Here is a 26,763-nt window from a genome sequence, read left to right on the forward strand (position 1 = left end):
GCTCGCTCCTTCTTCCTTCTCCCCTTGTGGGAGAAGGTGGCGCGCAGCGCCGGATAAGGGGGTTCTCTCCGTGGAGACAGATCCCTCATCCGTCTCGCTGCCGCTTCGCGCCAGCGATCCACCTTCTCCCACAAAGGGAGCAGGGAGAGGCGCGGCAGCCGCTACTTGCCGAACTTCTCCGCCGCCCAGGCATAAAGGCTGCCGGGAACCGGCTTTTCACCGCCGCGACCCTTTGGCGAAATGTGCAGCCCGACGATCTCGGGATTGGCAAGCAGGCCTGAAAAATCCGTCGGCTCGAAGAACAGTTTCGGCTCGGCATGGACAGCGTAGAAGGATTGCTTCGAAAGCGCGTGCTGCAATTCACCCGAACGGCGCGCGAGCGCGGTCAGCGCGGCCGGGCCGTAGATGGCGACGCGGATGTCGGAGAGGCGGCTCGAGCGGTGTCGTAACTGGCGCAGCATGAAGGTGATGCGATGACGCAGCGCCAGCCAGTCCGGCGTCAGATCCTCCTGCTCCATCAGATCCTCGAACGCGCGCACGATCGGATCGCCTGATGGCAGGTAGAGCACGGAATTGCCGAGTTGGCGCCGGCGCTCCCACGCGAAATAAGGTTTTGCGGGATCGATCTCGATCGGCTTCAGAAGCAGCACGTCGGCGTCGAGCCACAGTCCGGCGCGCTCGGCCATCAGCCGCATCCGGAAGAAATCGCTGAACTGCAAAATGGTCCAGTCGCGCCAGCTTCCGTCCGGCTGCGGCGGGCGCAGCCGTTCGGAAAAGGAATGCGGCAGAATCGCCTCGGCCTCGGCATTGCCGACGCCATCGGGCAGGCCCGGCAATGGATCGAAACTGTAGACAGTGACCTTGTGGCCCACGGCGACTTGCGACCGCAGGCAGGTCAGCCGCAGCCCGTCGAGCCGGCCGTGCCAGAAAGTGACGACGTCAGGCCGCATCCGCGTCGCCTCCGCTTAACGAAAGAGCCCCGATATGATCGGGGCTCTCGTAACAGGATCAGGTAACGCGATCACGCCCAGGCGCGCTCTTTCTTCAGCTTCGCCTCGTAATCGTCGATCGACGATTTCTTTTCCATGGTCAGGCCGATGTCGTCGAGGCCGTTCATCAGGCAGTGCTTGCGGAACGGATCGATCTCGAACTTCACCTTGCCGCCGTCGGGGCCGCGGATCTCCTGGTTGGCGAGATCGATGGTCAGCGTCGCGTTCGCGCCGCGCTCGGCGTCGTCGAACAGCTTGTCGAGGTCTTCCTGGGTGACGCGGATCGGCAGAATGCCGTTCTTGAAGCAGTTGTTGTAGAAGATGTCGCCGAACGAGGTCGAGATCACGCAGCGGATGCCGAAATCCAGGAGCGCCCACGGCGCGTGCTCGCGGCTCGAACCGCAGCCGAAATTGTCGCCGGCGACCAGCACCTTGGTGTTGCGATAGGCGGGCTGGTTGAGGACGAAGTCCGGGTTCTCGCTGCCGTCATCCTTGTAGCGCTGCTCGGAGAAGAGCCCCTTGCCGAGGCCGGTGCGCTTGATGGTCTTCAAATACTGCTTCGGAATGATCATGTCGGTATCGACGTTGATGATCTTCAGGGGGGCAGCTACGCCTTCCAGTGTGGTGAACTTTTCCATCGATCGCACTTCCCGGTTGAAGGTGGGACAGGCCGCTGATTTATCGCGAATATGGCCCCGGCAAAAGGCCAATTTGCGCAATCCTAGCCTGCGCAGCCTAGCCGGCACCCGCCTCGATCGCCTCCATATCGGCGTCCGACAGCCCGAAATGGTGCCCGATCTCGTGGATCAGGACGTGGCGGACGATATGGCCCAGCGTTTCCTCGTGTTCGGCCCAGTAATCGAGGATCGGCCGCCGGTAGAGCCAGACCATGTTGGGCAGGCGGGCGACGTCCTGAGTGCTCTGCTGCGGCAGGCCGATGCCCTGGAACAGGCCGAGCAGGTCGAATTCACTTTGCGCCTCCATCTCGTCCAGAACCTCGTCGGTCGGAAAATCGTCGACGCGGATGATCACGCCCTGGCACAGGGTGCGAAACGTCTTGGGCAGACGCTCGAACACCTCGTGCGCCATGGCTTCCATTTCGGCGAGCGAGGGGGCTTTTGCTTCGGTCCACATCAGGACGTATTTAGCGTGTGTTATACCCCGGCGCATACTGGTTTTGCGGAGTTGACCTCGGCGCGCCAATCGGTGACCGTACGGGGAATCAGGCGTGGGTGGACTTGAGATGAAGCGGATTGTGACGGTCGCAATTTGGGCTGCTTTTGCCGGGTTCTTGCTGTCAGGTTCGATGGCGCAGGCGCAGACGGCATCGCCGGAGCTGCGGGTCGCTGCGGCGCCGCGGGCGGCGGTCACGGATGTGTCCGCGCAGCGCCGGCGGCCGTTGCGGCGCGTGCCGATTTATCGGCAGGAGGAATGGGTGCCCGACGTCTACCCGCGGTACAACCCCGGCCCCAATGCCGTGCGCGATTGCACCGCGCATTACGTGCAGGAGTACCGGCCGAGCGGCACGGTGATCACCCCCCGCATGAACTGCTACTGGCGGCCCGGTTAGCTCGCCGCTAGCGCCTGCGTACCGCGCCGATCAATCCGGCGCCGACGATGATCGTCACCAGACCATAGACGAGAATGGCCATCGCCGTCTGGGTGAGGGGGCTTGCCGTCCCCATGCCGCTGCCGGGTCCTTGCGACGCTAGCGCGGCGCTGCTCCACACTGCGGCCACGGCGATTGCGGTTACCGCCGGCGCTGCGCGCGATAATGGTGCGCGTGTGCGAAATGATGTCATGGAAATCTCCATACAGAGGGCGCTGTCGAAGATACGGCGTCAGTCTACGCCAGGTTTGGCGGCGGGAAAATTCTAAAGCCGCGCCGCGTGCTGTCTGCGTTCATCTTCGTGGCGCATTCATTCAGAACCCATTCAAGTCGCGGGCGTCAGATTGCATGCAGCGTTGCGGCGAGCGATTCGGCGCAGACGTGACACCCGACCCAAGGAGAGCATTCATGCAGTTCACGAAGATTTTGGGGCTCGTCGCCGTTGGCGCGTTGCTGGCGCTCGCAGCTCCGGCCGAGCGCGCCAATGCGCTGTCGCTCAGCAATCCCGGCGCCGCCGCGGCGGTTCAGGACGACGCCAGGCTGGCGACCACGGAAGTGCATTGGCGGCATCGTCACCATCATCGGTGGCACCGCTGGCATCATCGCCATCACCATCATCGCCACTGGCATCGCTGGTGAGCGCGAGAGCTTAGCGGCGATCGAGCAGGCCCGTTCATTGCGGGCCTGTTTCGATTTGAAGGATTGCCTTGAAACTGGCGAGATTGCTGTCCGTTATCACTGGCATCTGGATCGACGAGGAGTCCGTCATGAGGAGTTTGATCGGGGCGGCCCTGGTCGCTGGCGCGCTCGTTGCCGGAGCGGCCGCGATCAGTCCGGTCGCCGCGGCGTCGCAGGCGAAGGCGCAAAGTGCCGGCACATCCGACGCCACCGATTTCAGCGCGCACCGCTCTGTCAGGCGCTACCATCGTCACTCCGGCTATTCTCGCCCGTACTACCGTCCCACCTATTACGATCGGCCTGTCTACTATCGGCCATATCCTTATCATTCACCGGCGCCGTTCACCTTCGGCATCGGGTTTGGTCCGGTCTGGTGGTGAGCGTACACAACTTCGGTCAACCGCAAATCTCTTTTGCTTTTGCGCGTTCATCTTTGCGGTCAACGCATTCCGTCGCATCGGCACCACTGGCGCCACCGCTACTACGGAATCCGCTATTGGTGAGTTGAAACGAAACAGGCGCCCGGTCGGGCGCCTGTTTTCATTAGCGGCAGAATCTCGCTGCTCAATCCCAATCCTTGCCGCGCCACGGCTTGATCTTCCACGGCGTCAGCGCCTCCATCCGCCACTGTTGCCAGTGCTCCGGCGGCCAGTGACTGAGGCGCGAGGTTTCCTTCGGCGCTGTCGGAAGATCGACGATCCGCGGCATCGAGCGGCGACGCAGCTGGTGCGTCGCCTCGCTGATCATATCGACAAATTCAGGCTTGTCCGTCACGGCCGGGTCCCTCGCGAAAAGCTCTTCGCAAGGGCCAGTCTGCGCTTTGCGTGTTAACGCGGCGTTTCCGGAACGCCTCGCTATCTAGGCAAAGGAAGGTTAACGCCACTCCCGGATGTCGACGAAATGCCCGGCAATCGCCGCCGCCGCGGCCATGGCCGGCGACACCAGATGGGTGCGGCCCTTAAAGCCCTGGCGGCCCTCGAAATTGCGGTTCGAGGTCGAGGCGCAGCGCTCTTCCGGCGACAGTTTGTCGGGGTTCATGGCGAGACACATCGAGCAGCCTGGCTCACGCCATTCGAAGCCGGCCTTGATGAAGATCTTGTCGAGGCCTTCGGCTTCCGCCTGCTCCTTCACGATGCCCGAACCCGGCACGATCATCGCATTGACATGGGCGTTGACGGTCTTGCCCTCGGCGACCTTTGCGGCGGCGCGCAGATCCTCGATGCGGCCGTTGGTGCAGGAGCCGATGAAGACGCGGTCGAGCTTGATGTCGGTGATCTTCGTCCCCGCGGTCAGGCCCATATATTTCAGCGCGCGATGTTTTGAAAGCCGCTTGGCCTCGTCCTCGATCTTGTCGGGATCCGGCACGAAGCCCGAGATCGACACCACGTCCTCGGGGGAGGTGCCCCAGGTCACGATCGGCGGCAGTTTTGCAGCGTCCAGCCGAATCTCGTGGTCGAAATGCGCGCCTTCGTCCGAGCGCAGCTTTTCCCAATAGCGCATCGCGGCGTCCCAGTCGGCGCCCTTCGGCGATTTGGGGCGACCCTTCAGGAATTCGAACGCTTTTTCGTCCGGCGCGATCAGGCCGGCGCGGGCGCCGCCCTCGATCGACATGTTGCAGACGGTCATGCGGCCTTCCATCGAGAGCGCACGGATGGCGTCGCCGGCATATTCCAGCACGTAGCCGGTGCCGCCGGCGGTGCCGATCTCGCCGATGATCGCCAGGATGATGTCCTTGCCAGTAACGCCGTCGGGCAATTTGCCGTCGACCACCGCACGCATGTTTTTTGCTTTTTTCTGGATCAGCGTCTGTGTCGCCAGCACATGCTCGACCTCTGAGGTGCCGATGCCGTGCGCCAGCGCGCCGAACGCGCCATGGGTGGAGGTGTGGCTGTCACCGCAGACGATCGTGGTACCGGGCAGCGTAAAGCCCTGCTCCGGGCCGATCACGTGGACGATGCCCTGACGCTTGTCGTGCTCGTTGAAATATTCGACGCCGAATTCCCTGGCGTTTTCCGCCATCACGCGCATCTGCTCGATGCTCTCAGGATCGGGATTCGGTTTCGAACGGTCGGTGGTCGGGATGTTGTGATCGACGACGGCCAGCGTCTTCTCCGGCGCGTGAACCTTGCGCCCCGTGGCGCGAAGGCCTTCGAACGCCTGCGGCGAGGTCACCTCGTGCACCAGATGGCGATCGATATAGAGCAGGCAGGTGCCGTCCTCGGCTTCGTGCACCAGATGATCGTTCCAGATCTTGTCGTACAGCGTGGTCGGTTTGGACATGAGCGTCAGCTCCAAAATGAAATTCTGTGTGAGCGGTCAAGCGCGGATACGCGCAAGCAACGGACGTCGGCGCAGCATCAAGCTGCGCGCGTAAGCTCTGACGTCGCCGAAGTCGCGAACCGTCCGAAGAACCGGCCGGGCAGGCGCGAGCGGTCGTCGATGACGACGAGCCGGGCGGTGCCGAAGGCGGCGCTGGTACGATCTAGAACCATTCCAGTCTCATAACACATGAAGCATCTAAGCGCGATATGCGTTTGTTGCCACCGTCGTTGCGAGCGAAGCGAAGCAATCCATTGACCCGCTTGGGAGGTATGGATTGCTTCGCTGCGCTCGCAATGACGGGGAAGCGCAACAAAAAAGCGCGGGACTGAGCCCGCGCTTTTCGTCACATCCAGAGGAGGATGAAATTACTCGCCGACGGCAGTCGCGCGGTCCTGCTTCTCGACGATGCGGGCCGACTTGCCGCGCAGCTGGCGCAGGTAATAAAGCTTGGCGCGACGGACCTTGCCGCGGCGCACCACCTTGATCGAGTCGATCATCGGCGACATCACGGGGAACACGCGCTCGACGCCTTCGCCGTAGGAAATCTTGCGGACGGTGAAGCTCTCGTTGAGCCCGCCGCCGGAACGGCCGATGCAAACGCCTTCATAGGCCTGCACGCGGGTGCGCTCGCCTTCGACCACCTTGACGTTGACGATCACGGTGTCGCCGGGGCCGAATTCCGGGATCGACTTGGTCGCCGACAGTTTTTCGAATTGCTCTTTTTCGAGCTGTTGAATGAGGTTCATTGAAATCTCCATCGGCGGCGCGCCCGGCAGCGGGCTGCGCGACGTCCATCTATCCTGCCATTGCGCGGATTTGGCGCTCGTATAAGGCATCGGGCCGCGCTTGTCACCCGTCTGTCGTTCTTTTTGTGGCTTTTTGGCCGGCCCTCGCGGCCCATAAATCCGGCCGCCGCGCCCGGGTCAGGGCTTCGGCTTCGGCCTTTCGCCAGGCCGCCACCTTGGCATGGTCCCCCGAGATCAGGATTTCCGGGATGCCACGGCCCTCGAACTCCTGCGGGCGGGTGAATTGGGGGTATTCCAGTAGTCCTTCGGAAAAGCTTTCGTCCTCGCCCGAGGCTTGTTTGCCCATCACTCCCGGCAAAAGCCGCACGCAGGCGTCGATCAGGGCCATCGCGGCGATCTCGCCACCTGACAGCACATAATCTCCGATCGAGACTTCCTCGAGGTGCCGGGCTTCGATGACCCGCTGATCGACCCCCTCGAACCGCCCGCAGACGACCAGGGGCCCGGGCCCGGCGGCGAGTTCCTTAACCCGTGACTGGGTCAATGGCCGACCCCGCGGGCTCATCAAAAGGTGAGGCCGGTCTTGCCCAGCATCCGCGGCATCGATCGCCGCCGCCAGCACGTCGGCCCGCAGCACCATGCCCGGACCGCCGCCGGCCGGAGTGTCATCGACGCTACGATGTTTATCGGTGGCCGAATCCCGGATGTCGCGCGCCTCAAGCGCCCACAGACCCGACGCCAGCGCCTTGCCCGCCAAGCTGACGCCGAGCGGCCCGGGAAACATCTCGGGGAAGAGCGTGAGAACGGTGGCGCGCCAGGTCATATCAAACCCATCACGTGAGCGTCGGGGCGTCGTCGCCTTCGATTTCCTGCGGCAGTTCGATCACCACGCGGCCATTGGCCAGATCGACCGTCGGCACGACCGCATTGGTGAACGGCAGCAGCATGGTCGGCCCTTGCGGGGGCGCGATCTCGATGATGTCGCCGGCGCCGAAATTATGGATCGCCGTGACGCGGCCGAGCGGCTCGTTGGCGGCATTGACCGCCGCAAGCCCGATCAGGTCGGCGTGATAATATTCGTCCTCATCGGTTTCGGGCAGTTTTTCGCGCGCGATATAGAGCTCGAGGCCGTTGAGCCGTTCGGCATCCTCGCGGGTGGCGATGCCTTTGATCGTCGCCACCAGATGATCCTTGGCCTCGCGGGCGTGCGTCACCTCGAACTGGCGCGCGCCGTCCCTGGTCGTCAGCGGGCCGTAATGTTTTACGGCCAGCGGATCCTCGGTGAACGTCCACAGTTTCACCGCGCCGCGCACGCCATGCGCGGCGCCGATACGGGCGACGCAAATCGGTGCAGCCACCGTCGTGCGCCGCTACGCTTTAAGCCTTCGCGGCGGCTTCGGCGCGCGCCTTGCGCTCCTTGCGCGGCACGGCCTTTTCCGGGTTGCTGCGGGCGGGGCGCTTGACGATGCCGGCCGCATCCAGGAAGCGGGTCACGCGGTCCGACGGCTGCGCGCCCTTGGCGAGCCAGGACTTCACCTTGTCCATGTCGAGCTTCAGCCGCGACTCATTGTCCTTCGGCAGCAGCGGGTTGAAATGACCGAGACGCTCGATGAAGCGGCCATCGCGGGGAAAGCGCGAGTCGGCGACGACGACGTGATAGACCGGACGCTTCTTGGTGCCTGCGCGAGCGAGGCGGATAACGACTGACATTTAGTTCTCCTGAGTGTGGTTGGATTCGTGTGGGGGAATTGGTCGCGATTACTTCTTCTTTCCCGGGAAGCCGCCGAGGCCTGGCAGCGTCGGCTTGCCGCTCAAGCCGGTGAGGCCCGGTACATTCGGCAGGCCCTGACGGAGACCAACGGGAAGATCCTTCGGCAAATTCGGCAGGCCGCCTCCGGCGCCGCCCTGCATCTTTTCCGCCATCGCCTTCATCTCTTCGGCTGAGGGCGGCTTCATGCCGCCGCCAAAGCCCATCGCCTGCGCGATGCCGGCCATCGGGCCGCGCTTGCCCGAACCCATCGCCTTCATCATGTCGGCCATGTTCCGGTGCATCTTCAGCAGCTTGTTGACTTCCTGGACCTCCAGGCCGGCGCCGGCGGCGATGCGCTTCTTGCGGCTGGCTTTGAGAATGTCGGGATTCTTGCGCTCCTGGCGCGTCATCGAATCGATCACCGCGACCTGGCGCTTGATGATCTTGTCGTCGATCCCGGCCGCCGCGATCTGGTTCTTCATCTTGGCAACGCCGGGCATCATGCCCATCAGGCCACTGATGCCGCCCATGTTCGCCATCTGCAGCAATTGCTCGCGCATATCCGTGAGGTCGAACTGGCCCTTGCGCATCCGCTCGGCGGTGCGCGCGGCTTTCTCGGCGTCGATATTCGCCGCCGCCCGTTCGACCAGCGACACCACGTCGCCCATGCCGAGGATGCGGCCGGCGATGCGGCTCGGATGGAAATCTTCCAGCGCGTCGGTTTTTTCGCCGGTGCCGATCAGCTTGATCGGCTTGCCGGTGACGGCGCGCATCGACAGCGCCGCGCCGCCGCGGCCGTCGCCGTCGACCCGCGTCAGCACGATGCCGGTAAGGCCGACGCGCTGATCGAAGGCGCGTGCGAGATTGACCGCGTCCTGGCCGGTGAGGGAATCCGCGACCAGCAGCACTTCATGCGGATTGGCCGTGGTTTTGATCTCGGCCGCCTCGCTCATCATTTCTTCGTCGAGCGTGGTGCGGCCGGCGGTGTCGAGCAGCACCACGTCGTAGCCGCCGAGCTTGCCGGCTTCGAGCGCGCGCTTGGCAATCTGCGCCGGCTTCTGACCGGCCACGATCGGCAGCGTCGGAATGTCGAGGTCGCGCCCCAGCACGGCCAATTGCTCCATCGCCGCCGGGCGGTAGATGTCGAGCGAGGCCATCAGCACCTTGCGCTTGTCGCGCTGGGTCATGCGGCGGGCGAGCTTTGCGGTGGTGGTGGTTTTGCCGGAGCCTTGGAGACCGACCATCATGATGGCGACCGGCGGCACCGCATTGAGATCGATGGTCTGGCCGTCGGAACCAAGCGTGGCGACCAGTTCGTCATGGACGATCTTGACCACCATCTGGCCGGGCGTCACCGACTTGACGACGGTGGCGCCGATCGCCTGCTCGCGAACGCGGTCGATAAAGCTGCGGACGACCTCGAGCGCAACGTCGGCCTCGAGCAGCGCGCGGCGCACCTCGCGCATTGCAGCGTCGACGTCCTTCTCGGACAGCGCGCCGCGCCCCGTCAGACGATCGAGTATCCCGCCAAGCCGTTCCGACAGATTGTCGAACAATGCCGTTGTCCTGTTGCTGCCCTTGCGGGCGCTATTGATCCATCTACTCCTGTCATCACCCGCCTTGTGCGCAATTGCGCACTGGAGCGGGTGATCCAGTATTCCAGAGCAACTCGTTTCAACCGAGAAGCCGCGGCGTACTGGATACCCCGCCTTCGCGGGGTACGACGGCCAGTTATGTGTCCCGGCGCTAAGCGCCAAGACGATCGTCCAAACACTTTTGCGCCCGAGGGCGCATCGCGCTGTCGGGCGTTGGCCTCCGGTCTCAAGGGCCGGGCGGCGGGTCGAAAAGAACGTCTTTCCGAGAAAGTGCGGGGGTTAAACGCCCGGAAGAGGCGGAAGTCAAGGAGAAACTGGGCCGAAATGACCCCGGCCTCCGCGTAAGCCATTGGAAGAATTGCATTTCTGAAGATACCGTTTGGCGGCGCGCAGTATTCTTGCCGCAGGTTCCAAGTTGAACTTGCACACGCCATATAACGCCCCATGTCGTCAGTTCTCTCCCGCCCTTCGTGATCCGTGCCCGTCACTCGCCGCCACGTTTTTGGAGTGCTCGCCGGGGCCGCCGCGGCCGTCGGCGTTCCCTCGATCTGGATCAGCAACATGAAAACCTATGACGGTCCCGTCTCCGATCATTTCGACGGCACACGCTTCTTCGATCCCGACGGGGTGCCGCCGAAATCATTGGGGGAGGTGTTGCGCTGGCAGTTCGGCACCGACCGCAAGCGCGCAAGCTGGCCGGACTGGGTGCCGAATGCCCATAGCGATACGCCGCCGCCGCGCGTCAGCGGCGACAAGGTGCGGCTGTCGTTCGTCGGCCACGTCACCTGGCTGATCCAGACACGGGACCTCAACATCCTCGTCGATCCCGTGTGGTCGATGCGGGCCTCGCCGGTTTCCTTTGCCGGCCCGCACCGGCACAACGATCCCGGGATCGCCTTCGACGCGCTGCCCAAGATCGACGTCGCGCTGGTCAGCCACGGCCATTACGACCATCTCGATATCGCAACGCTGTCGAAGCTCACGGCAAAATTTTCGCCGCGCGTGATCACGCCGCTCGGCAACGACGTCACCATGCGCGACACGGATAGTAGCATCAAAGCCGAGGGCTTCGACTGGCAGGATCGCGTCGAGCTCGGCAACGGCATCGCGGTGACGCTGGTGCCGACGCGGCACTGGTCGGCGCGCGGATTGTTCGACCGCAACAAGGCGCTGTGGGCGAGTTTCGTCCTGGAGACGCCGGCGGGGAAAATCTACATCGTCTGCGATTCCGGCTATGGCGAGGGCAAGCATTTCCGCCGCGTCGCCGAGAAGCACGGCCCGCTGCGACTCGCGATATTGCCGATCGGCGCCTACGAGCCGCGCTGGTTCATGAAGGACCAGCACATGAATCCGTCCGATGCCGTCAAGGCGCTCGCGGACTGCGGTGCGGAGCAAGCGCTGGCGCATCATCACGGTACGTTCCAACTGACGGATGAGGCGATCGACGCGCCGGTGAACGCGCTGGCCGATGCGCTCAAGGAGGCGAAGATTCCGCCGGAGCGGTTCGCGGCGCTGAAGCCGGGGCAGGTGGTCGAGATCTGATCCGTCGCCCCTGCGAACGCAGGGGCCCATACGCTGCGGCCGAAGGATTGGGCACGCTGGAAGACGACTTCGGTTCAGCAAGCGAGAACGGGTGTTGGGCGACGCAGAGCTTCTGCCACCGCGGTCATCGCGACATCACGCAGTATGGGTCCCTGCGTTCGCAGGGACGACGGCGGCTACTGCGCGGCCTTGATCGCCCAGGACACGCTCACCGTCACCGACAGCGTCTCCTCGCCCGGTGCGACCTGCGCGCCGGCGGCCATGGGAGCTGCCATCTTGCTGCGAAGCATCGGCGTGGGCGCGCCTTCCTCGGAAATGCTGATGGGATCACCGAGCGTCACGCCGGCGGCCTTGGCGTAGATCTCCGCCTTGCGGCGGGCGTCCGCGATTGCCTTCTCGCGGGCTTCGTCGAGATGCTTTGAGGCCTGCGTCACCGTGAAATTGATGCCGCCGATGTCGTTGGCGCCGGCGCCCACCAGCACGTCGATCACGTTCGCCACCTTGGTCACATCGCGGATCTTGACCGTGACACGGTTGCTGGCGCGGAAACTGACGATGCCTGCTGCGCGCTCCGAGACTTTGGACGAATTCGCAAACTGCGGCTGCAGCGACAGCCGCGAGGTCTGGTAGTCCTTTTCGTCGATGCCGGCGCCCTTGAGCGCCAGCAGCACCTTGCCCATCGCCGCGTTGTTGGCATCCGAGGCCTCGCGCGCGGTCTTGGCGTCCGACGTCACCCCGCCGTCGATCTGGGCCTGATCGGGCGCCACCGACACGGTCGCTTCGCCGGTCACGGAAATCGCGGGCGGTGGCATTGTCTGCGCCAGCGCGGGCGCGGCGAGCCACGTGGCGCTAACAACGGCAAAGGCGAGCAGAGGCTTCATCCGTCTCACCGCAGCGGCACGTAGACGTTGATCACCAGCTTGTCTTCCGCCGTCTTCAGGGGATCGGTGATGTATTCCTCGATGAAAGTATCCTTGGCCTCGAGCTTCTTGTCGTCGAGGTGGTTGGTGATCGCCTCATAGGTGTTGTCCATGTTGTCGTAGGAGCCGCGATGGACGAACTTCAACGCCTTGCCCTCGGGCGACTTGCCGATGCTCATGTCCTTGGTCAGGTTCTTCGGCTCCTGGTCGACCGGGATTTCGGCGAGAAACGTGAAGCCGGTGTCGTCGGTCGAGGTGTAGACGATCATCGAATTGCCCGTGGCCTTGATGCCCTGCTTGTCGAGCAGGGTGGTCAGCGCCTTGAATGCATCGATCAGGGTGTCGAACGCGGCATCCCAGTTGGCGGTGCCCTTGATGACCACCACTTTCTTGGGCTGGAGTGCGAACTCCTCGCCGAAGGGGTCGGCGGTCTGGACGCTGGCGGCGGGAGGAGGCGGCGCGGGCGCCGGGGCCTTTTCCGCCGTGGGGGCATCCGCCGGCGACTTGGTTTCAGCCGGCGGCGGGACCGGCACCGCCGATGGTGCGGGGCTGGGCACAGCCGACGGGCTTGGGGCCGGCGAGGCTGAGGGTGCCGGCGATTGCGCCAGGGCGGCCCCGCCAAATGCAACCATGGAGAGCGCGACCAGGGCCGCACGGAAAGTGCTGATACGGTTCATTTCAGGTAATCTCCATCCACCCCACCTTGGCGGCGGCATATCCCCGTCCGCGCCCGCCAGGATGGTGCCATTTTCTAACACGCAAGATCCGCTTTCGTCCCATGACAGATGCGTCATGTGCCCCTGCGCACTAGGCAATGCGGCAACATTCGCCATATAAGGCAGGCAGAATTTGGGAAATTCGATGAGCACGCTGGCCAACCACGCATTTGCCAAGATGAATGGCATCGGCAACGAAATTGTCGTGGTCGATCTGCGCGATTCCAAGGCCGCCGTGACGCCGGAAGACGCGCGGGCGGTCGCCTCGCCTGCGGGCGTGCCCTATGACCAGTTGATGGTATTGCAGCCGCCCCGGCTATCGGGCACCGAGGCCTTCATCCGCATCTATAACAATGACGGCTCGGAAGCCGGCGCCTGCGGCAACGGTATGCGCTGCGTGGTACGCCGGCTGTTCGAGAAGACCGGCCAGACCGCCGTGACCTTCGAGACCCGCGCGGGCCTCCTCAATTGCTGGCAGGGCCCGGCGCCCGATCTCTATACCGTCGACATGGGTGCGCCGAAATTTGCCTGGCAGGATATTCCGCTGGCGGAAGAATTTCGCGACACCCGCTATATCGAACTGCAGGTAGGTCCCATCGATGCGCCGGTGCTGCATTCGCCGTCGGTGGTCAACATGGGCAATCCGCACGCGATCTTCTGGGTCGACGACGTCAACGCCTTCGACCTCGAACGCTTCGGGCCACTGCTGGAGAACCACCCGATTTTCCCGGACCGCGCCAACATTACGCTCGCGCATATTGTCGACCGCGATCACATCACGATCCGCACCTGGGAGCGCGGTGCCGGGTTGACCAAGGCATGCGGCTCGGCCGCCTGTGCGACCGCGGTCGCGGCAGCGCGGCTGAAGCGCGCCAACAGGTCGGTCGAGATCACGCTGCCCGGTGGCAAGCTTGGGATCGAATGGCGCGAGCGCGACGACCATGTGCTGATGACCGGCACCGCCGATTTCGAATATGAGGGGCGATTCGATCCGGCGCTGTTCGCCAGCCTCGCCTGAGAGCAATGAGCGTCGACGTCCTCACCTTCGGCTGCCGTCTCAACGCCTTCGAATCCGAGGTGATCGCCCGCGAGGCGGAGCGCGCCGGACTTTCCGATACCGTCGTCATCAATAGCTGCGCGGTCACCAACGAGGCGGTGGCGCAGGCGCGGCAGTCGATCCGTCGGCTGAAGCGCGAACGGCCGGATGTGCGCATCGTCGTCACCGGCTGCGCGGCGCAGACGCAAGCAGAAATGTTCGCCGAAATGGCCGAGGTCGATCGCGTCGTCGGCAATGACGACAAGGTGCGCGGTGACGCCTGGCGTGACGCGCGCGTGGCGTTCAACATGGGCTTTGGGGTCGAGACAAGCGAAAAGATCGCGGTCGCCGACATCATGGCGGTCAAGGAGATGGCGCCGCATCTGCTCGATGGCTTCAAGGCCGGCCTGCCGCGGGTATTCGTGCAGGTGCAGAACGGCTGCGATCACCGCTGTACCTTCTGCATCATTCCTTACGGCCGCGGCAATTCGCGCTCGGTGCCGATGGGTGCGGTGGTAGATCAGGTTCGTACGCTGGCCGAGCGCGGCCATGCCGAGATCGTTCTGACCGGCGTCGATCTGACGAGCTACGGGGCCGACTTGCCAGGCACGCCGAAGCTCGGGCAATTGACCCGCCAAATCCTGCGGCATGTACCGGAACTGAAGCGGTTACGAATTTCATCGATCGATTCCATCGAGGCCGATCGCGATCTGCTCGATGTCATCGCGGATGATGAGCGGCTGATGCCGCATCTGCACCTGTCGCTGCAATCCGGCGACGACATGATTTTGAAGCGGATGAAGCGGCGGCATTCGCGCCAGGATGCGATCGCGTTCTGCGCCCAGGTGCGACGGCTGCGCCCTGACATCACGCTCGGCGCGGATATTATCGCAGGCTTTCCGACCGAGACCGAAGACATGTTCGCGCGCTCGCAGGACTTGGTGGACGAATGCGATCTGACCTTCCTGCACGTGTTTCCCTATTCCAGGCGACCCGGCACGCCGGCCGCGCGGATGCCGCAGGTGGCGGGCGGTGAGATAAAGGAGCGCGCGAAGCGGTTGCGCGCGGTGGGTGAGGCGGCGTTACGGAAGCGGCTCGCGGCGGAAGTGGGCGCGACGCGTCACGTCTTGATCGAGAGCGCGACGCAGGGAAGGACGGAGCATTTCCTGCCTGTTGCGATCAGTGGCGAGACACCGGGCGCCGTGCGGGCGTTTGCGATCAGTGGACATGATAGCGCGCGATTGACGGTGTGAGCCGCAAAATCCGCTGTCGTCGCCCGGCTTGACCGGGCGATCCAGTACGCCGCGGCCCCTAGGCTCATCACAGATGTCTCTGGAATACTGGATCATCCGCCTTCGCGGATGATGACAGTGGTGGTTGGGATGCCGCTCTCGCCCACGCACCGCTACTCCCCGTTCCACCCGCACACGCTGAGCCGTTGGCGCATATGTTCCGGCGCCGGCGCCACCACGCGGACCGGTTCCTTGTTCTTCGAAATCGGAATCACGATCTCGCGGGAGTGCAGATGCAGGATCGGCTCGCCAAAACGAGGTCCGTTGCCGTAGATGTTGTCGCCGACGATCGGCCAGCCCATCGCCGACGTGTGCACGCGCAGTTGATGGGTGCGGCCGGTGACGGGCTCCAGCGCGAGCCAGGCGAGGCCGTCGCTGCGGCCGCACACTTTCCAGTTGGTGACGGCCTTCTGCCCGTCCGGATCCGGCTTCTGCCACCAGCCGCGCTCGACGTTGAGCCGGCCGAGCGGCATGTCGATGGTGCCTTCGTCCTCGGCAGGCCCGCCCTCGACCACGGCCCAATAGGTCTTGCCGATCTTGCCGTGCTTGAACAACAGGCCGAGCGAAGCGGTGGCCTTGCGATGGCGTCCCAGCACCAGACAGCCGGAAGTATCCTTGTCGAGCCGGTGGGCCAGCACCGGCGGCCGCGGCAGGCCGAATCGCAAGCCGTCGAAGGACGCTTCCAGATTGGCGCCGCCCTTGGGGCCGCGATGCACCGGCAGCCCGGCCGGCTTGTCGATGACCAGCATCAGCCCGTCGCGGTGGAGCACGCGGGCCTGGATTTCTTCTGCCGTTAATCCACGGACATCAAGGGATGTCCGGGGAACATCAAAGGATGCCCCGGGCACATCTAGGGATGGCCCGGGAACATCAATGGATCTGTTGTGACTTCCGCTCATGGCGCGAAACCGCTAACACGTCCCCGACATGAGCGATACCACTCCCGGAACCCCCAAACTGAGCTGGTGGCGGCGGCTTTCGAGCGGCCTGAAGCGGACCTCGAGTTCGCTAGGCTCCGCCGTTGCCGACCTCGTCACCAAGCGCAAGCTCGACCGCGCCATGCTCGACGATATCGAGGATGTGCTGTTGCGCGCCGATCTCGGCACCGCCGTGGCGGTACGGATTGCGGACGCGGTCGGCGCCGGCCGCTACGACAAGGCGATTTCGGCGGATGAAGTGAAGTCGGTGGTCGCGACCGAGGTCGAGAAGGTGCTGGCGCCGGTTGCCAGGCCGCTGGAGATCGACTCGGCTCAAAAGCCGTTCGTCATTCTCGTGGTCGGCGTCAACGGCTCGGGCAAGACCACCACCATCGGCAAGCTTGCCGCAAAATTGAGTGCCGAAGGCCGCAAGGTCATGATGGCGGCCGGCGATACGTTTCGCGCCGCGGCGATCGAACAATTGAAAATCTGGGGCGAGCGCACCAAGTCGCCGGTCATTGCGGGCGCGCAGGGTTCGGATTCGGCAAGCCTCGCCTTCAATGCGCTGACCGCGGCGAAGGAGCAGAATATCGACGTGCTGCTGGTCGATACCGCCGGCCGCCTGCAGAACAAGGCCGAGCTGATGAACGAGCTCGAAAAGGTCGTTCGCGTCCTCAAGAAAGTCGATGTGTCAGCCCCGCATGCGGTGCTGCTCGTGCTCGATGCCACGGTGGGACAAAATGCGCTGTCGCAGGTCGAGGCATTTCATCGTACCGCTGGCGTCACGGGTCTCGTGATGACGAAGCTCGACGGCACCGCGCGCGGCGGCATCCTGGTGGCGCTGGCGGAGAAATTCAAACTGCCGGTGCACTTCATCGGCGTCGGCGAAGGCATCGACGATCTCGCGCCGTTCACCGCGCGGGATTTCGCGAACGCGATTGCAGGAATTGAAGGGGCGTGATCCCGACCCGAAGGGCCGCGTTAGCGCAAAGTGGGAACCGGTTTTCGGAAAGATCATGCCCAAACGAAAGATCAAGTGAAACGATGGACAAGACCCAGCCGCATCCGGTGTTCAAGCTCGTGACCGAGCTCGGTCCACTCTTGGTGTTCTTCGTGGCCAACGCCAAATTCAACCTGTTTGTCGCGACCGGCGCCTTCATGGTGGCGATCGTGGCCGCAATGATCGCCTCCTATGTGGTGGTGCGGCATGTGCCCATGATGGCGATCGTCACCGCCGTCATCGTGCTCGTGTTCGGCACGTTGACGCTGGTGCTGCACGACGAGACCTTCATCAAGGTCAAGCCGACCATCATCTACGGCCTGTTCGCCGCGATCCTCGGCGGCGGTCTTTTGTTCGGCCGCTCCTTCATCGCGATCCTGTTCGATCAGATGTTCAACCTGACGCCGAAGGGCTGGCGCATCCTGACCATGCGCTGGGCGCTGTACTTTTTTGCGATGGCGATCTTGAACGAATTCATCTGGCGCACCCAGTCGACCGACTTCTGGGTCAATTTCAAGGTGTTCGGCGTGACGCCGCTGACGATGATCTTTGCGATCACCCAGATGCCGGTGATCAAGCGCTATCATCTGGAGCCGGCCACGCTCGAGGCGAGCGAGGCGGAAGCGGGCGATGTGAGCAAAGGCTAGTCAAAAAGCAAAACGCACCGGCGCGGATCGCGCCGATGCGTTCGCTGTAGCGAAGGTCAGCTCTTCTGCTTGGCGATGATCTTGTCCTTGATCTTGTCGTAGGTCGCCTGCGGAAGAATGCTCTTCTGCACCAGTTCATCCTTGCCCTTGTACGGCCGGCCCGCGATGATTTTGGCAGAATAGGCCTTGCCGACACCCGGCAGCGCGTCGAGCTGATCGGCGGTCGCCGAGTTGATATCGAGCAGCTCGGCCTTCGGCGCGGGCGCCATCTTCGACTCCGAAGCCTTTGGCGCGGGCGCCATCTTGCTGTCGGATTTGGTCGCAGGCTGCGTGCCCTGGGCCATCGACGGGGTCGCCGACATGAGGCCGAGAGTGAGCGCGGTGGCGAGAACAGAAGCGAGCGTGAAATGACGCATAGGGTGTCCCTCCAAGGACGGTTCAAGTAACGCCATCAAGCTAGCTGCGAATTCATGGCGGCGCCATGGCTCTAAAATGAACGGCAGATAAAAGCGCGGAATTATTTGTCCCTCATGGTGAGGAGCGCGTCTTCGCGCGTCTCCAACCATGAGGCCCATGGCCCATCCTTCGAGACGCCGCGGAGCCTGTCATCGGGCGCGCATTCGCGCGAACCGTTGGCGGCTCCTCAGGATGAGGTCGGTGGCTAACCACCCGTCTTCAACGCCCTCTCGATCTCGACCTTCAGCACGCTGTCGAGATTGGCCGGCGTCACCGGCCCGACCAACTTGTAGACAATGGTGCCGTCGCGGCCGACCACAAACGTCTCGGGCACGCCGTAGACGCCCCATTCGATCGCGGCACGGCCGTTGCCGTCGACGCCCACCATGCTGAACGGGTTGCCGTAGCGGCCGAGGAAGCGGCGGGCGTTATCGGGCGAATCCTTGTAGTTGATACCGACGATCTGCAGCCGCGTATCCTTGGCCAGCGCGGTCAACAGCGGCGCCTCGTCGTGGCATGGCACGCACCAGGACGCCCAGACATTGACGATCGAGACCTTGCCCTTGAAGGCCGCGGGATCGAGCCCGGGTACCGGCACGCCGTTATTGGCGAGGCCTTCCAGCGCCGGAAGCGTGGTCTGCGGCGCCGGGCGGCCGATCAGGGCGGATGGGATTCTTGAGGGATCGCCGCCATACAGCCGCAGCAGGAACAGCGCGGCAATGGCCATGAAGCCGATCAGCGGCAGCGCCACCAGCCAGCGCCAGCGGCGCGGCGGTCCATCGGATGTTGTGGGCGGCGCGCTCATCAGATGTCCGTCGCCTGGCGGCCGGAGCGCCGGGTCACGCCGCTGGCCTCCAGTTCGCGCAGGCGCTCCTTCTGGAGGCGATAATCGATGGCGATCCAGATGATGAGAAGCACCACGACCGCTGCCACCAGCGTGTAGGACGTCACGATAAAGGAGGCATAGGGACCGAGCGACATCGCGTCACGCCGCCTGCTGGCTGGCTTGCATCATCTGCAAGCTGCGCACGCGCCGGCGCAGGATCTCGTTGCGCATCGCCGCCAGATGCAGGGTGACGAACAGCAGCGAAAAGCCGACCGCCATCACCAGCAATGGAATCAGGAACGCCTTGTCGAGCGATGTGCCGCCCATGCGCAGCACGGCCGCCGGCTGGTGCAGCGTGTTCCACCAGTCGACCGAGAATTTGATGATCGGCAGGTTGAGCGCGCCGACCAGCGTCAGGACGGCGGCGGCCCGCGCCGCCCGCGAAGGATCGTCCACCGCGCGCCACAGCGCCATCAGCCCGAGATACATCAGGAACAGGATCAAGACCGAGGTCAGCCGCGCATCCCATTCCCAATAGGTGCCCCACATCGGCCGTCCCCACAGTGAACCCGTGACCAGCGCGAGAAACGTGAATGCCGCGCCGATCGGCGCTGCGGCCTTGGCCGCGACGTCGGCGAGCGGATGCCGCCATACCAGCGTGCCCAGCGCGGCAATGCTCATGACGCCCCACACGAACATCGAAAGCCACGCATTCGGCACGTGGATGAACATGATCTTGACGGTGGCGCCCTGCTGATAATCGTCGGGCGCCATCGCCGCCTGATAGAAGCCGATCAACAGCAGGATCGCGGTTGCGCCCGCCAGCCACGGCAGCACGCGCGCCGTCAGCGACAGGAATTTGGTGGGATTGGCGAGGTCGATCAGCGTCATGGCATCCTGATAGTCGTCAGCGGCGGGGCAGGCAATGCGGCTCGGTTCGTTTCACATGGCCTCCGCGAGAGTTGATCGGCGTCAATTTCGTTCAGTCCAGGCCGTGGCGCAGGCTGGCCGCGGCCGCGAACGGTCCAACGACGAGACTGACCAGCGAGAGCGCGCAGAGGATCGAAAACGGTGTTCCAAATGACAGCGGGCCTGATATGGCCGCCTGCGAGGCGGCGACACCGAAGATCAGTACCGGGATCGATAGCGGCAGCACCAGCACTGCGAGCAGCAACCCGCCGCGGTGGAGTGTCACGGCGAGCGCTGCGCCGATCATTCCCGTAAACGTCAGCGCCGGCGTTCCCACCAGCAGCGTCAGCGCCACCGCCGAGGTTGCGGTGGCGTCGAGATTGAGCAGCAGCCCCAGTACAGGGGTTGCCACGATCAGCGGCACGCCGGCGGCAAGCCAGTGGGCCAGGGCTTTCGCGGCACAGGCCAGTTCCAGCGGTGTCCGGCCCATCACGATCAGGTCGAGCGAGCCATCCTCGTGGTCGGCCGTGAACAGGCGGTCCAGCGTGAGCAGGCTCGCCAGCAGCGCGCCGAGCCAGAGGATCGCGGGTCCGAGCCGCGTCAAGAGCGCCAGATCCGGCCCGAGCGCGAACGGCATCAGCACCGTGACCGTGAGGAAAAACAACACGCCGATCAGCGCCCCGCCGCCGACGCGAACGGCGATTTTGATGTCGCGGCGAATCAGTGCGGCGAGGGCGGTCATGCCGCTGCCCCCATCCGCAGTTCCTTCGTCTCGATCCCGAGCGGAGTATGCGTGGCGGCGATGATGATGCCGCCGCTGGCGAGGTGGTCGCGCATGACGCCGGTGAACAAGCCCTGTCCGGCGGTATCGAGCGCCGAGGTCGGCTCGTCGAGGAGCCAGACCGGCCGGCGCACCACGAGCAGGCGGGCGATCGACAGCCGCCGCCGCTGGCCGGCCGAGAGATACGCCGCCGGCAGATGCGTGGCATGGCCGAGCCCCACAGCCGACAGGCACTTGCCAATGTCACCGGCCGCGCCCCCGAGAAAATCTCCCCAGAACGACAGGTTTTCCGCCACGCTCAGCGCAGGCTTCAGCGCGTCGCGATGGCCGAGATAGTGGGATTGTTCCGGCAAGGTCAGCTCGGCATCGCCGCCCTCCAGGCCGACAGACCCGCCCGCCGGCACCAGGAGGCCCGCAATCAGGCGCAACAGCGAGGTCTTGCCGGAGCCGTTCGGCCCGACCACGGCCAGGGCCTGCCCGGAAGAGGCTTCGAAATCGAGGCCGGCGAACACGCCACGGCCGCCCCTGATACAGTCGATTTGGCGCCCCGAGAGCCGCATTTTGCTTCGTCACAGCCCTCTGAAATTGATGGGTACCGCGTCAGAATTTGTGGGTCCGCATTGCTGCAGCACGCTTGTCGGTGTGGCGGCGCTTCTAGAAAGATTCTATAAGCCCGGAACTTGATGCAGCACACAATCGGCGGCTGCAAGCCAATAGGCCAGCCTTACGCTGATGGTGTTTAAATACCCTTGCTGGGTATAACTAGAATTTGGGATTCCTGACATGACCTCGCTCGACAGCTTCAAATGCCGCAAGACCCTCAAGGTCGGCAGCAAGACCTACGTTTATTACAGCCTGCCCGCCGCCGAGAAGAACGGTCTGAAGGGAATTTCCAAGCTGCCCTATTCGATGAAGGTGCTCTTGGAAAACCTGCTGCGCAACGAGGACGACCGCACGGTCAAGAAGGCCGACATCATTGCGGTGTCGAAATGGTTGAGGAAGCGTAAACTCGAGCACGAAGTGGCGTTCCGCCCGGCGCGCGTCCTGATGCAGGATTTCACCGGCGTGCCGGCGGTGGTCGATCTCGCCGCGATGCGTAATGCGATGCAGGCGCTCGGCGGCGATGCCGAGAAGATCAACCCGCTGGTGCCGGTCGATCTCGTCATCGACCACTCCGTGATCGTCAACTTCTTCGGCGACAACAAGGCGTTCGGCAAGAACGTGGTCGAGGAATACAAGCAGAACCAGGAACGCTACGAATTCCTGAAGTGGGGACAGAAGGCGTTTTCGAATTTCTCCGTGGTGCCGCCCGGCACCGGCATCTGCCATCAGGTCAATCTCGAATATCTCGCGCAGACGGTGTGGACCAAGAAGGAGAAGATGACGGTCGGCAAGAAGACCGGCACCTTCGAGGTCGCCTATCCGGATTCGCTCGTCGGCACTGACTCGCACACGACAATGGTCAACGGCCTCGCTGTGCTCGGCTGGGGCGTCGGCGGTATCGAGGCGGAAGCCTGCATGCTCGGCCAGCCGCTGTCGATGCTGCTGCCGGAAGTGGTCGGCTTCAAGCTCAAGGGCCAGCTCAAGGAAGGCGTCACCGCGACCGATCTCGTGCTGACCGTGACGCAGATGCTGCGCAAGCAGGGCGTGGTCGGCAAGTTCGTCGAGTTCTTCGGTCCCGGCCTCGACTTCCTCTCGGTGGCTGACAAGGCGACCATCGGCAACATGGCGCCGGAATATGGCGCGACCTGCGGCTTCTTCCCGGTCGATGCCGCGACCATCGATTACCTCAAGACCTCGGGCCGCAAGGCGGATCGCGTCGCGCTGGTTTCGGCTTACGCCAAGGCCCAGGGCCTGTTCCGCACCGCGAAATCGGTCGACCCCGTGTTCACGGAAACGCTGACGCTCGATCTCAAGGATGTCGTGCCGTCGATGGCCGGCCCGAAGCGCCCCGAAGGCCGCGTCGCGCTGCCGGCGGTCGCGGAAGGTTTCTCCACCGCGCTCGCGGGTGAGTACAAGAAGCCCGGCGAAGCAGATAAACGCTACGCAGTCGACAATCACAATTTCGAAATCGGCCATGGCGACGTGGTGATCGCGGCGATCACCTCCTGTACCAACACCTCCAATCCGAGTGTGCTGATCGGTGCGGGTCTGCTGGCGCGCAACGCTGCCGCCAAGGGCCTGAAGGCCAAGCCGTGGGTGAAGACTTCGCTGGCGCCCGGCAGCCAGGTGGTCGCGGAATATCTCACCAATTCCGGGCTGCAGACCGATCTCGACAAGGTCGGCTTCAATCTGATCGGTTTCGGCTGCACCACCTGCATCGGCAACTCGGGTCCGCTGCAGGAAGACATTTCCAAATCCATCAACGACAACGGCGTCGTCGCCGCGGCCGTGCTGTCGGGTAACCGCAACTTCGAGGGACGCGTCTCGCCGGACGTGCAGGCGAACTATCTGGCGTCGCCGCCGCTGGTCGTGGCCTACGCGCTGGCGGGCACCGTGACCAAGGATCTCGCGGTCGAGCCGATTGGCACCGGCAAGGACGGCAAGCCGGTGTTCCTGAAGGACATCTGGCCGACCACCAAGGAAATCAACGCCTACATGAAGAAGTTCGTGACAGCGACGATCTTCAAGAAGCGCTATGCCGACGTGTTCAAGGGCGACACCAACTGGCGCAAGATCAAGACGGTCGACAGCGAGACCTATCGCTGGAACATGTCGTCGACCTATGTGCAGAACCCGCCCTATTTCGAAGGCATGAAGAAGCAGCCCGATCCCGTCGTCGACGTGGTCGATGCGCGGATTCTGGCGATGTTCGGCGACAAGATCACGACCGACCACATCTCGCCCGCGGGCTCGATCAAGCTGACTTCGCCGGCCGGAAAATTCCTGAGCGAGCATCAGGTGCGCCCCGCCGACTTCAATCAGTACGGCACGCGGCGCGGCAATCACGAGATCATGATGCGCGGCACTTTCGCCAACATCCGCATCAAGAACTTCATGCTGAAGGGCGCCGACGGCAATATTCCGGAAGGCGGCCTCACCAAGCACTGGCCCGACGGCGAGCAGATGTCGATCTACGACGCGGCGATGAAGTACCAGGCGGAGAGCGTGCCGCTGGTGGTGTTCGCCGGCGCCGAGTACGGCAACGGCTCGTCACGCGACTGGGCCGCCAAGGGCACGCGGCTGCTCGGCGTCCGCGCCGTGATCTGCCAGAGCTTTGAGCGCATCCATCGCTCCAACCTGGTCGGCATGGGCGTGTTGCCGCTCACCTTCGAAGACGGGACGTCGTGGACGTCGCTGGGCCTGAAGGGCGACGAGAAGGTGACGATCCGCGGCCTGCAGGGCGACCTGAAGCCGCGTCAGACCCTGACGGCGGAGATCGTCTCCGGCGATGGCGCGCTGCAGCGCGTGCCGCTGTTGTGCCGCATCGATACCCTCGACGAGCTCGAGTACTACCGAAACGGCGGCATTCTGCATTATGTGCTGCGCAAACTCGCGGCTTAAACGCGGATTTGTGATCAGTGCCTCACTGCGAAGTGAGTAGCGAGCAGGAAGAAGGCGGCCTATGAAAAGGCCGCTTTCGCGCGTCTGGGGCACGCTTTTCAGGATATCAAACCATGCCCAGTAAAAATACGGACGGACGGTTCGGCCTATGACAGCGATGATGGCCTATAGCGGCATATCGCGGTGGTCCGGTGCGCTCAGCGTCTGCGCGATCATCGCCGTCATCCGCCCGGCCCATGCCGATCCGCGCGCCGTGGTCGAACTGTTCACCTCGCAGGGCTGCTCGTCGTGTCCGCCCGCCGACAAGATCGTCGGCGAGCTCGCCAAGGATCCGAACGTGATCGCGCTGAGCATGCCGATCGACTACTGGGATTATCTCGGCTGGAAGGACACGCTGGCGGACTCGCGTTTCAGCGCCCGTCAGAAAGCCTATTCGCATGCGCGCGGCGACCGCAACCTCTACACGCCGCAGATGATCGTCAACGGCTCGGCGCAGGTGATCGGCAGCGATCGCGACGCCATCGACGGCGCCATCAGGAACACGAGCAAGGCCGAGGGCGTGATGTCGGTGCCGGTGACGATGACGTTGTCGGACAAACTGATCAACGTCTCGGTCGAGCCGAGCAAAGTGGCGGCGACGGGTCGCGGCGAAGTCTGGCTTTGCTCGGTCTCGCGAGCGGTGCCGATTTCGATCGGGCGCGGCGAGAACCGCGGCCAACAAATCACCTACTACAACGTGGTGCGCAGTCTCGTGAAGGTCGGCGACTGGAACGGAGGTGCGGGAAGCTGGACCATTCCGCTGGAAAATATTTCCCGCGATGGCGTCGACGCCGCGGTCGTCTATGTCCAGGACGGCAGTCGCGACAAGCCGGGCGCGATGCTCGGCGCGGCCTATACGGAGCTGCGCTAGTCAGCACTGGCTGCGATGCTGCGCTGATTAGGCGGTTAAGTTTTCCTGATGGGCACGTCAGTGCTCGCGTTTGACGCGGCTTGGAACGGCAGCTGATGTCGTTTGGCGTTAGAGCCGTCGCCACAAAAGAAAAAGGACCAACTTTCGTTGGCCCAGTATCGGGATTAACTCCCTCTGCGAACAGGCCCGATCCCGACGGCCCCGGGGGGCTGGGGGCTGAGGAATCCGGAACCGAAAGGACCGGGCCAACGCAGGATTATCTTTTCGCAACCCAGCGGGGCGGGCGGTTGGCGGAAGTGGGGCAGCAATAAGATTCCGCTAACGATCCCGTGAATCGATGCTTCCGGCTGCGTTGGGGTGGTTCCACGCAGTTTCCTTCGTATTTACAACCCCCTTGCGGCGTCCTGCGGTTAGCGCGATCATGTAAAGCTCGGCATGCTCCCGGAAAAGTGGGACCGGTTTTCGGAACGAGAGCATGCCTGAGATGACAGGAGGCGCTCCATGAGCTCGATATCGGAGGACACCGATCCAAGCGAGAGCCGCGCAGTGGCGCGCCCCGCCACTGCAGCCCCGTCGCCAAATCGGGTCACGTTCAATCGTCTCGAACTCAACCGTATCCTCAATCTGTATGGGCGCATGGTCGCCGATGGCGAATGGCGCGACTACGCCATCGACTTTCTGAAAGACCGCGCGGTGTTTTCGGTGTTCCGCCGTGCCTCCGAAGTTCCGATCTACCGCATCGAGAAGGATCCGCGGCTCGCGCGCAAGCAAGGTATGTACAGCGTGATCTCGGCGACCGGTCTGATCCTGCGCCGCGGCCACGAACTCGAACGCGTGCTGCTGGTGATCGACCGCAAGCTGGCGCTGGTTTAGGCGATCCCGTAGCCGTGGGGTGGGCAAAGGCGCACTTGCGCCGTGCCCACCATCTCTCCCAGGATCGCTACCTGATGGTGGGCACGCGGAGCCTGTCATCGGGCGCGCATTCGCGCGACCCGGTGGCTTTGCCCACCCTACAAATCTCAATTGTTCGGCACCGTCGTTCCGCCTTCACCGAGCGCGCGCTGCATCATCACGGTGTCGAGCCAGCGGCCGAACTTGAGGCCGACATCGCGATGCGTCCCGATCATCTGGAAACCGCATTTGGTGTGAACGGCGATCGAGCCGGCATTGGCGGAATCGCCGATCACGGCGATCATTTGCCGGTAGCCGCGCGCCTCGCATTCGGCGATCAGCCGCTGCATCAGTTGCAGGCCGATGCCGCGGCGGTGGGTCGAGGGTTGCAGATAGACCGAATTCTCCACCGTGAAACGATAGGCAGGCCGCGGCCGATAAGGGCCGGCATAGGCATAGCCGATCACGCGGCCTTCGACTGAGGCCGCGAAATAGGGGAAGCCATCGTCCGTCAGCGCCCTGAACCGCCGGGTCATCTCGGCGAGATCGGGCGGGGTCAGCTCGAACGTCGCAGTGCCGTAGCGCACTGCGTGCTGGTAGATTTCAGTGATGGCGGGGAGGTCGGCCTCGGTGGCGGGCCGGATATCGGGAGGGGACATGGCCGACAGAATATTTTCCCTGCGACCAAAAGAAAAGCCCCGGCCGCAAGGCCGGGGCTTCAACTCGA

Annotated in this window: 33 protein-coding genes; 11 read left to right on the forward strand and 22 right to left on the reverse strand. The window is 63.8% G+C overall.

Features of this window, described 5'->3' with window-relative positions; all coding sequences use genetic code 11:
* Positions 1–161: 161 nt before the first annotated feature.
* The 3 genes from ACVWVY_RS07070 to ACVWVY_RS07080 form a co-directional block, all read right to left on the reverse strand.
* Positions 162–950: a hypothetical protein gene (locus ACVWVY_RS07070; protein ID WP_456625697.1), complete on the reverse strand. Its 789-nt coding sequence runs from the start codon at positions 948–950 to the stop codon at positions 162–164.
* Between the two features lie 71 nt (positions 951–1,021).
* The gene (gene leuD, locus ACVWVY_RS07075) at positions 1,022–1,627 is read right to left on the reverse strand and encodes a 3-isopropylmalate dehydratase small subunit (RefSeq protein WP_456625698.1); all 606 of its coding nucleotides are present in this window, start codon (positions 1,625–1,627) and stop codon (positions 1,022–1,024) included.
* A 97-nt stretch (positions 1,628–1,724) separates the two neighbouring features.
* Positions 1,725–2,123 (reverse strand): metallopeptidase family protein, encoded by a 399-nt coding sequence (locus ACVWVY_RS07080; protein WP_456625699.1) that lies wholly within the window; start codon positions 2,121–2,123, stop codon positions 1,725–1,727.
* A 109-nt stretch (positions 2,124–2,232) separates the two neighbouring features.
* Here ACVWVY_RS07080 and ACVWVY_RS07085 point away from each other — a divergent pair, with 109 nt between their 5' ends.
* A complete protein-coding gene (locus ACVWVY_RS07085) occupies positions 2,233–2,559 on the forward strand; it encodes a hypothetical protein (RefSeq protein ID WP_456632130.1) in 327 nt (108 codons plus the stop codon).
* A gap of 7 nt (positions 2,560–2,566) precedes the next feature.
* Here ACVWVY_RS07085 and ACVWVY_RS07090 read toward each other — a convergent pair whose 3' ends face one another.
* Positions 2,567–2,791, reverse strand: a complete 225-nt coding sequence (locus tag ACVWVY_RS07090; RefSeq protein ID WP_456625700.1) for a hypothetical protein — start codon at positions 2,789–2,791, stop codon at positions 2,567–2,569.
* Positions 2,792–3,006: 215 nt separating this feature from the next.
* On the opposite strand from ACVWVY_RS07090, the gene ACVWVY_RS07095 reads away from it, so the two are divergent.
* Together ACVWVY_RS07095 and ACVWVY_RS07100 are read left to right on the forward strand one after the other, a co-directional pair.
* Positions 3,007–3,237, forward strand: a complete 231-nt coding sequence (locus tag ACVWVY_RS07095; protein ID WP_456625701.1) for a hypothetical protein — start codon at positions 3,007–3,009, stop codon at positions 3,235–3,237.
* 128 nt (positions 3,238–3,365) lie between these two features.
* The gene (locus tag ACVWVY_RS07100) at positions 3,366–3,656 is read left to right on the forward strand and encodes a hypothetical protein (protein ID WP_456625702.1); all 291 of its coding nucleotides are present in this window, start codon (positions 3,366–3,368) and stop codon (positions 3,654–3,656) included.
* Between the two features lie 184 nt (positions 3,657–3,840).
* Here the strand turns inward: ACVWVY_RS07100 and ACVWVY_RS07105 are convergent, their stop codons facing one another.
* From ACVWVY_RS07105 to ffh, 8 genes are all read right to left on the reverse strand, one after another.
* Entirely contained in the window at positions 3,841–4,050 is a 210-nt protein-coding gene (locus tag ACVWVY_RS07105; protein ID WP_456625703.1) for a hypothetical protein, read from the reverse strand.
* A gap of 99 nt (positions 4,051–4,149) precedes the next feature.
* The gene (leuC, locus tag ACVWVY_RS07110) at positions 4,150–5,556 is read right to left on the reverse strand and encodes a 3-isopropylmalate dehydratase large subunit (RefSeq protein WP_456625704.1); all 1,407 of its coding nucleotides are present in this window, start codon (positions 5,554–5,556) and stop codon (positions 4,150–4,152) included.
* 77 nt (positions 5,557–5,633) lie between these two features.
* Complete coding sequence (locus tag ACVWVY_RS07115) at positions 5,634–5,768, reverse strand: hypothetical protein (RefSeq protein ID WP_276326586.1); 135 nt, start codon at positions 5,766–5,768, stop codon at positions 5,634–5,636.
* 195 nt (positions 5,769–5,963) lie between these two features.
* The gene (gene rplS / locus ACVWVY_RS07120) at positions 5,964–6,344 is read right to left on the reverse strand and encodes a 50S ribosomal protein L19 (RefSeq protein WP_057852665.1); all 381 of its coding nucleotides are present in this window, start codon (positions 6,342–6,344) and stop codon (positions 5,964–5,966) included.
* 103 nt (positions 6,345–6,447) lie between these two features.
* Positions 6,448–7,167, reverse strand: coding sequence for a tRNA (guanosine(37)-N1)-methyltransferase TrmD (gene trmD / locus ACVWVY_RS07125; protein WP_456625705.1), 720 nt, complete (start codon positions 7,165–7,167; stop codon positions 6,448–6,450).
* 10 nt (positions 7,168–7,177) lie between these two features.
* Positions 7,178–7,702, reverse strand: a complete 525-nt coding sequence (rimM, locus tag ACVWVY_RS07130; RefSeq protein WP_456625706.1) for a ribosome maturation factor RimM — start codon at positions 7,700–7,702, stop codon at positions 7,178–7,180.
* Positions 7,703–7,721: 19 nt separating this feature from the next.
* On the reverse strand, positions 7,722–8,054 hold the full coding sequence (rpsP, locus tag ACVWVY_RS07135; protein ID WP_108520681.1) for a 30S ribosomal protein S16: 333 nt from the start codon (positions 8,052–8,054) through the stop codon (positions 7,722–7,724).
* Positions 8,055–8,102: 48 nt separating this feature from the next.
* Positions 8,103–9,650 (reverse strand): signal recognition particle protein, encoded by a 1,548-nt coding sequence (gene ffh / locus ACVWVY_RS07140; protein WP_456625707.1) that lies wholly within the window; start codon positions 9,648–9,650, stop codon positions 8,103–8,105.
* Between the two features lie 516 nt (positions 9,651–10,166).
* On the opposite strand from ffh, the gene ACVWVY_RS07145 reads away from it, so the two are divergent.
* Positions 10,167–11,231 (forward strand): MBL fold metallo-hydrolase, encoded by a 1,065-nt coding sequence (locus ACVWVY_RS07145; RefSeq protein ID WP_456625708.1) that lies wholly within the window; start codon positions 10,167–10,169, stop codon positions 11,229–11,231.
* 176 nt (positions 11,232–11,407) lie between these two features.
* Here ACVWVY_RS07145 and ACVWVY_RS07150 read toward each other — a convergent pair whose 3' ends face one another.
* On the reverse strand, positions 11,408–12,112 hold the full coding sequence (locus ACVWVY_RS07150) for an SIMPL domain-containing protein (protein WP_456625709.1): 705 nt from the start codon (positions 12,110–12,112) through the stop codon (positions 11,408–11,410).
* A gap of 5 nt (positions 12,113–12,117) precedes the next feature.
* Positions 12,118–12,828 (reverse strand): GyrI-like domain-containing protein, encoded by a 711-nt coding sequence (locus ACVWVY_RS07155; protein WP_456625710.1) that lies wholly within the window; start codon positions 12,826–12,828, stop codon positions 12,118–12,120.
* Positions 12,829–13,012: 184 nt separating this feature from the next.
* On the opposite strand from ACVWVY_RS07155, the gene dapF reads away from it, so the two are divergent.
* Together dapF and mtaB are read left to right on the forward strand one after the other, a co-directional pair.
* A complete protein-coding gene (gene dapF / locus ACVWVY_RS07160; RefSeq protein WP_456625711.1) occupies positions 13,013–13,885 on the forward strand; it encodes a diaminopimelate epimerase in 873 nt (290 codons plus the stop codon).
* Between the two features lie 5 nt (positions 13,886–13,890).
* Positions 13,891–15,156, forward strand: a complete 1,266-nt coding sequence (mtaB, locus tag ACVWVY_RS07165) for a tRNA (N(6)-L-threonylcarbamoyladenosine(37)-C(2))-methylthiotransferase MtaB (protein ID WP_456625712.1) — start codon at positions 13,891–13,893, stop codon at positions 15,154–15,156.
* A 152-nt stretch (positions 15,157–15,308) separates the two neighbouring features.
* On the opposite strand, the gene ACVWVY_RS07170 is transcribed toward mtaB, so the two are convergent.
* Positions 15,309–15,944: an RluA family pseudouridine synthase gene (locus tag ACVWVY_RS07170; protein ID WP_456632131.1), complete on the reverse strand. Its 636-nt coding sequence runs from the start codon at positions 15,942–15,944 to the stop codon at positions 15,309–15,311.
* A 178-nt stretch (positions 15,945–16,122) separates the two neighbouring features.
* On the opposite strand from ACVWVY_RS07170, the gene ftsY reads away from it, so the two are divergent.
* Together ftsY and ACVWVY_RS07180 are read left to right on the forward strand one after the other, a co-directional pair.
* Positions 16,123–17,073, forward strand: coding sequence for a signal recognition particle-docking protein FtsY (ftsY, locus tag ACVWVY_RS07175; protein WP_456625713.1), 951 nt, complete (start codon positions 16,123–16,125; stop codon positions 17,071–17,073).
* Between the two features lie 83 nt (positions 17,074–17,156).
* Positions 17,157–17,759, forward strand: a complete 603-nt coding sequence (locus ACVWVY_RS07180; protein ID WP_456625714.1) for a septation protein A — start codon at positions 17,157–17,159, stop codon at positions 17,757–17,759.
* A 56-nt stretch (positions 17,760–17,815) separates the two neighbouring features.
* Here ACVWVY_RS07180 and ACVWVY_RS07185 read toward each other — a convergent pair whose 3' ends face one another.
* The 6 genes from ACVWVY_RS07185 to ccmA all read right to left on the reverse strand — a co-directional run bounded on the left by ACVWVY_RS07185 (position 17,816) and on the right by ccmA (position 21,291).
* Positions 17,816–18,175: a ComEA family DNA-binding protein gene (locus ACVWVY_RS07185; RefSeq protein WP_456625715.1), complete on the reverse strand. Its 360-nt coding sequence runs from the start codon at positions 18,173–18,175 to the stop codon at positions 17,816–17,818.
* A 245-nt stretch (positions 18,176–18,420) separates the two neighbouring features.
* Complete coding sequence (locus ACVWVY_RS07190) at positions 18,421–19,020, reverse strand: DsbE family thiol:disulfide interchange protein (RefSeq protein WP_456625716.1); 600 nt, start codon at positions 19,018–19,020, stop codon at positions 18,421–18,423.
* On the reverse strand, positions 19,020–19,196 hold the full coding sequence (gene ccmD, locus ACVWVY_RS07195) for a heme exporter protein CcmD (RefSeq protein ID WP_456625717.1): 177 nt from the start codon (positions 19,194–19,196) through the stop codon (positions 19,020–19,022). Before ccmD ends, ACVWVY_RS07190 begins: the two co-directional genes overlap by 1 nt.
* A 4-nt stretch (positions 19,197–19,200) precedes the next feature.
* Positions 19,201–19,932, reverse strand: coding sequence for a heme ABC transporter permease (locus tag ACVWVY_RS07200; RefSeq protein WP_456625718.1), 732 nt, complete (start codon positions 19,930–19,932; stop codon positions 19,201–19,203).
* A gap of 91 nt (positions 19,933–20,023) precedes the next feature.
* The gene (gene ccmB / locus ACVWVY_RS07205; protein WP_456625719.1) at positions 20,024–20,692 is read right to left on the reverse strand and encodes a heme exporter protein CcmB; all 669 of its coding nucleotides are present in this window, start codon (positions 20,690–20,692) and stop codon (positions 20,024–20,026) included.
* Positions 20,689–21,291, reverse strand: coding sequence for a heme ABC exporter ATP-binding protein CcmA (gene ccmA, locus ACVWVY_RS07210; RefSeq protein ID WP_456625720.1), 603 nt, complete (start codon positions 21,289–21,291; stop codon positions 20,689–20,691). Before ccmA ends, ccmB begins: the two co-directional genes overlap by 4 nt.
* 223 nt (positions 21,292–21,514) lie before the next feature.
* On the opposite strand from ccmA, the gene acnA reads away from it, so the two are divergent.
* The 3 genes from acnA to ACVWVY_RS07225 all read left to right on the forward strand — a co-directional run bounded on the left by acnA (position 21,515) and on the right by ACVWVY_RS07225 (position 26,018).
* Positions 21,515–24,235, forward strand: coding sequence for an aconitate hydratase AcnA (gene acnA, locus ACVWVY_RS07215; RefSeq protein ID WP_456625721.1), 2,721 nt, complete (start codon positions 21,515–21,517; stop codon positions 24,233–24,235).
* Positions 24,236–24,383: 148 nt separating this feature from the next.
* Complete coding sequence (locus tag ACVWVY_RS07220) at positions 24,384–25,145, forward strand: DUF1223 domain-containing protein (protein WP_456625722.1); 762 nt, start codon at positions 24,384–24,386, stop codon at positions 25,143–25,145.
* 501 nt (positions 25,146–25,646) lie between these two features.
* Positions 25,647–26,018, forward strand: a complete 372-nt coding sequence (locus ACVWVY_RS07225; RefSeq protein WP_456625723.1) for a DUF2794 domain-containing protein — start codon at positions 25,647–25,649, stop codon at positions 26,016–26,018.
* Between the two features lie 146 nt (positions 26,019–26,164).
* On the opposite strand, the gene ACVWVY_RS07230 is transcribed toward ACVWVY_RS07225, so the two are convergent.
* On the reverse strand, positions 26,165–26,695 hold the full coding sequence (locus ACVWVY_RS07230; protein ID WP_456625724.1) for an N-acetyltransferase family protein: 531 nt from the start codon (positions 26,693–26,695) through the stop codon (positions 26,165–26,167).
* Between the last annotated feature and the right edge of the window lie 68 nt (positions 26,696–26,763).

Source organism: Bradyrhizobium sp. URHC0002 (genome assembly GCF_054059515.1).